General features: G+C 65.0%; 4 protein-coding genes and 1 pseudogene. 4 read left to right on the top strand and 1 reads right to left on the bottom strand.

Features of this window, described 5'->3' with window-relative positions:
* The 4 genes and pseudogenes from K340_RS33435 to K340_RS33425 form a co-directional block, all read left to right on the top strand.
* A pseudogene (locus tag K340_RS33435) lies at positions 1 to 326 on the top strand (ABC transporter family substrate-binding protein); the annotation flags it as partial.
* A gap of 333 nt (positions 327 to 659) precedes the next feature.
* Positions 660 to 2,726: an ABC transporter family substrate-binding protein gene (locus K340_RS33430; protein WP_161632191.1), complete on the top strand. Its 2,067-nt coding sequence runs from the start codon at positions 660 to 662 to the stop codon at positions 2,724 to 2,726.
* Between the two features lie 176 nt (positions 2,727 to 2,902).
* Positions 2,903 to 4,495 carry an ABC transporter permease gene (locus K340_RS0125725; protein ID WP_211229640.1) on the top strand — a complete coding sequence of 531 codons (1,593 nt, stop codon included), beginning with the start codon at positions 2,903 to 2,905 and terminating at the stop codon, positions 4,493 to 4,495.
* A gap of 19 nt (positions 4,496 to 4,514) precedes the next feature.
* Positions 4,515 to 5,567, top strand: a complete 1,053-nt coding sequence (locus K340_RS33425) for an ABC transporter permease (protein ID WP_051267673.1) — start codon at positions 4,515 to 4,517, stop codon at positions 5,565 to 5,567.
* 167 nt (positions 5,568 to 5,734) lie between these two features.
* Here K340_RS33425 and K340_RS0125715 read toward each other — a convergent pair whose 3' ends face one another.
* Positions 5,735 to 6,343 carry a PH domain-containing protein gene (locus tag K340_RS0125715; protein WP_029138801.1) on the bottom strand — a complete coding sequence of 203 codons (609 nt, stop codon included), beginning with the start codon at positions 6,341 to 6,343 and terminating at the stop codon, positions 5,735 to 5,737.
* Positions 6,344 to 6,396: the final 53 nt, after the last annotated feature.

The raw sequence follows: 6,396 nt of genomic DNA, 5'->3' as shown, positions 1-6,396 counted from the left end.
CGCTGTTCGGCTGGCAGTCGACGGCGGTCGGTGCCTCGCAGATCGCACCGAACTTCATCACGGGTGGCCAGAACAACTTCTACGGCTACTCGAACCCCGATGTCGACGCGGTGCTGAAGAAGCTGAACGCGGAGCCGGACATCAAGAAGCAGGATGAGCTGAACATCCAGGTGGAGACCCAGCTGTTCAAGGATGGCTTCGGGGTGCCGCTGTTCCAGTTCCCGGAGATCGTCTCCTTCAACTCCAAGAAGATCCAGAACGTCAAGGGCATCCCGCTCTCGCCGGCGTACTTCTGGAACTACTGGGAGTGGACCACGGCCAGCTGATCCGTCCGGCTGATCAGGGCTCCTTCGACCGACGCCACCGTCGTGCAACCGGCGGTGGCGTCGGTGCGATGGGCCTCCACGATCGTGGAAGAGCTCCACGCAGCGTCATCATCTCCCGGTCAACGGGACGAATGTCCGATTGAATTCTGCGCATCAGTCCCTGCGCGGTCACCCTTTGGTCACGATCTAGCGTGGGGGGGGTTCCAAATGGCGGGACAGTTCGTAGAGTCTGGCCGTCAGACACGACGAGGGAACGCGTGCGCTTTCATCAGTCCGGAGGCCGATGGGGGCTATCCCGGCGAGGGCGTACGGCAATCCAAGGAGGACTCATCCATGAGGAGAACCCGGGCAGTGGCCTTCACTGCTCTCGTCGCCGCGACTGCGTTGGTGGTGGCCGCTTGCGGCAACACCGACCAGGCCGGCGACACGAACACGTCCGCACCGGCTGCCACCAGCTCCGGTGCGGCAGCCCCGAGTGATACCGGCTCGGCGAGTGCATCCGAAACAGCGGCATCCGGCTCGGAAACGGCCGGCTCGGCCACCGCAACCGAGACCGGCACCGCTGCTCCGGCCGGCGCCGTCTGCGGTACGCCGCACGGTCCGTACGACAAGCCGGCGAAGACCGGCGGCTCGGTGAAGATTTCCTGGAACCAGCCGCTGTATTCGTTCAACGCATTGACCGGTCACGGCAACGCGGTGGCGAACGCCGACCCGCTGTACCTGATGAACCAGGGCGGGTTCTTCTACTACAACGACAAGCTCGAGCTGGTGAACAACGACCAGTTCGGTACCTGCGCGAAGGTTTCCGACGATCCGCTGACGATCAAGTACACGATCAACAAGGACGTCAAGTGGTCTGACGGTGTCCCGGTGACCGCAGCCGACCTGCTGCTGCAGTGGGCGGCGCCGAGCGGCCAGTTCAACACCGAGGAACTCAAGACCGACGAGAACGGCAACCCGGTGAAGCAGGCCGGTGTCTCGTTCGACGCCGCCAGCGAAGCGATGAAGCTGGTCACCGAATTCCCGGAGATCTCCGACGACAACCAGTCGCTGACGATCAAGTACTCCGAGTTCTTCGTCGACTACCCGTTCCAGCTGAACGTCGGCGTGCCGGCGCACGTGGTGGCGGAGAAGGCGCTCGGCGAGACCGATCCGACCAAGGCCACCGCTGACATGGTCGCCGCGCTGAAGACCTTCCACGAGGGCGTCAAGGAGACCAAGGACAAGGACGGCAACACCGTCAATGACGCGTCCGCGGTCGACAAGACGGTGGTGGCGAACGTCAAGAAGATCGCCGACTTCTACAACACCGGCTTCGATGCGACCGAGCTGCCCAGCGATCCTTCGATCTACGTGTCCAACGGCGCCTACGTGCTGAAGGACTACAAGAAGGATCAGTACATGACCTTCACCAAGAACCCGGACTACACCTGGGGTCCGATCCCGTCGGTCGACACCATCACGCTGCGCTTCTACCCCGAGGCGATGGCGAACATGCAGGCGCTGCAGAACGGCGAGGTCGACGTGGCCAACCCGCAGGCGACCTCCGATGTGCTGAACGCGGCGAAGGCTCTCGAGGGTCAGGGTGTCAAGGTGCTCACCGGCGACGGTGCCACCTACGAGCACGTCGACCTGGCGCAGAACAACGGTGGGCCGTTCGATCCCAAGGCCTACGGCGGCGACGCGCAGAAGGCGCTGGATGTGCGGCTGGCCTTCCTGAAGACCATCCCGCGGCAGGACATCGTCGATCGGCTGATCAAGCCGCTGAACCCGAACGCCGCCCTGCGTGACTCGTTCAACGTGGTTCCCGGTTCGCCGGCGTACGACGCGACCGTCGCGGCGAACGGCAGCAAGGACTGGCAGAAGGTCGACATCGCGGGTGCGAAGGCGCTGCTGGCCAAGGCCGGCGTCACCTCGCCGAAGGTGCGGCTGATGTACGCGCAGGGCAACGTCCGGCGGGCGAACGAGTTCAAGCTGATCCAGGAATCCGCCCAGCAGGCCGGCTTCCAGGTGATCGACGGTGCGAACAAGGACTGGGGCTCGCTGCTGAGCAACACCAAGGTCTACGACGCGGCGCTGTTCGGCTGGCAGTCGAGCGCGGTCGGTGTCTCGCAGATTCCGCCGAACTTCATCACGGGTGGCCAGAACAACTTCTACGGCTACTCGAACAAGGAGGTTGACGGCTGGCTCAAGCAGATGAACGCCGAGCCCGACGTCGACAAGCAGAACGAGCTGAACACCAAGGTGGAGACCCAGCTCTACAAGGATGGCTTCGGGGTGCCGATCTTCCAGTTCCCGGAGATCATCTCGTTCAACTCCAAGAAGATCCAGAACGTCAAGGGCCTCACCCTGGTCCCGGGCTACATGTGGAACTACTGGGAGTGGACCGCTGGCGCCTGATCCAGGCAAATCCGGCTTTCGGGCGGTGGCGGATGGTTCCTGACGGAACCTCCGCTACCACCCGGGACCAGCAGTAACGCCACGGTGCCGGGCTCGGCCGAGCCCGGCACCGTGGCGAGTCCGGGGTCGTTGACACCACTTCGGACGGATAGGAAACCGGCCGTCGGTGCAGTAGCGTGCTCGGCAGCCAAACCCCCACAGGCATCTCGACCGAGGAGCACGGCACATTGCTCACCTTCATCATCCGGCGGATCATTGCCGGGTTCTTCATCGTGCTGGGCGCCACATTCATCGCCTACATCCTGGTCGCCAACGCCGGAGACCCGCTGACCAATGCGCGTCAGCTGCAGGACCCGGCAATGCGCGAGAACATGATCAAGAGCCTGACCACGTCGCTGCATCTGGACGTCAACCCGGTCGCCCGCTACTTCCTGTGGCTCCGCGGCATCGGCGGCTGTTTCGTCGGGGCCTGCGACTTCGGTAAGAACATCCAGCAGGGCGATGTGACGTCAGACCTGGGCACCTACATGGGTACCTCGCTCAAGCTGATCTTCTCGGCCATCGCGCTGGCGATCATCATCGGGCTGACCGTCGGCATCGTCACCGCGCTCAAGCAGTACTCGGGCTTCGACTACGCCGTGACGTTCCTGACCTTCCTGTTCTTCTCGCTGCCGGTGTTCTGGGTGGGCATCGTGCTCAAGGACCTGGTGGCGATCAAGTTCAACAACTTCCTGCAGGCCGGTGCGGTGTTCACCACCGCGTGGATAGTGATCCTGGCGTTGTTCTTCGGCCTGCTCGCCTATTCGGTGCAGTCGGCCCCGTTCCTGCGGAAGCTGACCATCGCGGCGATCGTCGCCGCGGTGGTGGCCCTGCTGTCCTGGTACATCTCCTCCACCGGCTGGCTGCTCGACCCGAAACTCGGGATCATCGTCATCGCGATCCTGTCCGCCGCCATCGCGGCCGGCGTCACCACCTTGACGGCAGGCCTGGCCAACAAGAAGGCGCTGTACTCGGCGTTGAGCACGGCAGCGGTCGGCGTCGCGCTCTACTACCCGCTGCTGTCCTTCTTCCACTCCGGGATGAACCTGTGGAAGCTGCTGCTGCTGCTGGTGATCGCCATCGTGGTCGGCATCGCCGTCGGGTACCTGTGGGGCGGTGACGACAAGGCGCTGAACGCCAGGACCGGCGCGCTGACCGCCCTCGGGATTTCCATCATCATCTTCATCGACCGGTTGATGCGGGCCTGGTACACGTACTCCAACAACCCGGAGATCGGCGGCCGGCCGCTGGCCACGGCGAGCCCGTCGACCCCGAACCTGGTCGGCGACTTCTGGATCCAGTCGCTGGACACGTTGACCCACCTGTTGCTGCCGACCATCACGCTGATGTTGATCTCGGTGGCCGGGCACTCCCGTTACGCCAGGGCCAGCATGCTGGAGGTGCTCAACCAGGACTACATCCGGACAGCCCGGTCCAAGGGCCTCACCGAGCGCACGGTGATCATGCGGCACGCGTTCCGCAACGCGTTGATCCCGATCACCACGATCATCGCGTTCGACATCTCCGGCCTGTTGGGCGGCGCGGTCGTCACCGAGCGGGTGTACGGCTGGACCGCGATGGGCACGTTGTTCCAGAACGGGCTGCAGAACACCGACCCGAATCCGGTGATGGCCTTCTTCCTCGTCAACGCGATATTGGCGGTGTTGTGCAACATGCTCGCCGATATCTCTTACGCAGCACTCGATCCGCGAATCAGGGTGGGATCATGAGCGAACTGGTGAACGAATCATGAGCACTGTGCCCCACGACCACCGCGAGCCGGGTGGCCCGGTCGTCGACGAGACGTCGTTCGAGCAGAAGGAAGTCGCCGGTCTGTCCCAGGGGCAGATCGTCCGTCGCCGGTTCCGCCGGCACAAGGGCGCGATGATCTCGGTCGTCGTGCTGATCCTCATCGTCATCCTGGCCGCCACCTCGATCGGCTGGGGACCGATCCCGCACTGGTGGAAGTGGACGTACTCGGAGACCATCCCGTTCGTCGATGACCAGAGCCCGACGCTGAAGATCTGGCCGTTCTCCAACGGTTTCGCCTGGGGCGATCACCCGTTCGGCTCGGACAACGAACAGGGCCGTGACCTGTTCGCGAACGTGATGCGCGGCACCCAGCAGACGCTGATCGTGATCGTCATCCTCGGGATCCTGGCCACCGTCATCGGCGTGGTGATCGGTGCGCTGGCCGGCTTCTACCGCGGCTGGGTCGACTCGGTGCTGATGCGGTTCACCGACCTGGTCATCACCCTGCCGGCCATCCTGATCACCGCCGTCCTCGGGTTCGTCTTCAACGCCAGCGGCGTGTTCGTGGTGGCGATCTCCCTCGGGCTGCTGTCCTGGACCGGACTTGCCCGACTCGTCCGCGGTGAGTTCCTCACCCTGCGGGAACGCGAGTTCGTCGACGCGGCGAAGGTGGCCGGGGCGTCGGACGCCCGGATCATCTTCAAGCACATCCTGCCGAACACCGTCGGCGTGATCGTGGTCAACGTGACCCTGCTGATGGGCGGCGGCATCCTGTCCGAGGCCGCGCTGAGCTTCCTGGGCTTCGGCATCCAGTACCCGGACATCTCGCTCGGCTCGCTGATCAGCCTCTACGCCGGCAAGATGAGCTTCCAGCCGTGGCTGTTCATCTGGCCGGGCGTGATGATCATCGTCATCGTGCTGGCCATCAACTTCATCGGTGACGGACTGCGGGACGCCTTCGACCCCCGGCAGAAGCGGATCCCGAAGGCCAAGGACCTGCGTCGTGGGGCTCCGGAGGCGGCGACGACGTCGGACGCGGCAACGGCGTGAGCGAGCTTGCGTGGACCCGCGCGGAACGGAGCGGAGCGACGGATCGCGGGGACGAACCATGGGCACTGAGCGACGCCAACCCGCGTGGGGGCACCTCCCGCGAGCGCAGCGAAGTGGGGGAGGACGAACGGGGAGGCGGCGTGATGACGCAGATCCACCGCAGCGGGTCAGACGGTCGCGGCCAGCAGGCCGAGTCCGAGCAGCAGCACTGCGGCGACCAGCTGGATCACATGCCAGCGGACGCGCGGCCGGTCGGTCTCCAGCGTCGGGTTGTCCAGGTACCCGGCGTCGCGCAGTTCGTCCCAGTGGCGGCGGACCACCAACGCGACGTCGCCGGACGGCGAGCCCGGTGCGTCACCCGGGCGGATGGTGTCCTTGCCGACGAAGGAGGACTCGGGCAGCGCCCCGCGTTCCTGCTTGCTGAGCCGGCGTGCGCTCATCCGGCTCGGCGCCGGCGCCGCCCAGGCGGTGTACGTGCCGTAACTGGTGACCAGTGCCAGCGCCCACTTGGTGTCGATCCGGGAGATCGACGGCCAGGGCAGATCGACGGTCCTGGTGACGTTGATCAGCCGGACGCCGCCATCGTCGACCTGGACCGCTGGGTACCAGAAGACCGCCCAGGCCCCGCCGCCCACCAGCAGCAGCCATGGCAGCACCGACAGGGCGTCGCCGATGCCGTCCTGGATCAGCACCACGACCAGTCCGACGACGCAGATCGCCACGGTGATGACGGCCAGAATCCGGCTGAAGCTCGGTCGATACACGTATTCCTGCACTCTGCCATCTTGCCCGCCGCCATTTTGCACGTCGCCATCGTCGCATCCGCGCC

Source organism: Nakamurella lactea DSM 19367, from assembly GCF_000426645.1.
GTDB classification, from domain to species: Bacteria; Actinomycetota; Actinomycetes; order Mycobacteriales; family Nakamurellaceae; genus Nakamurella; species Nakamurella lactea.
This window is presented reverse-complemented; position numbering and strand designations above follow the sequence as displayed.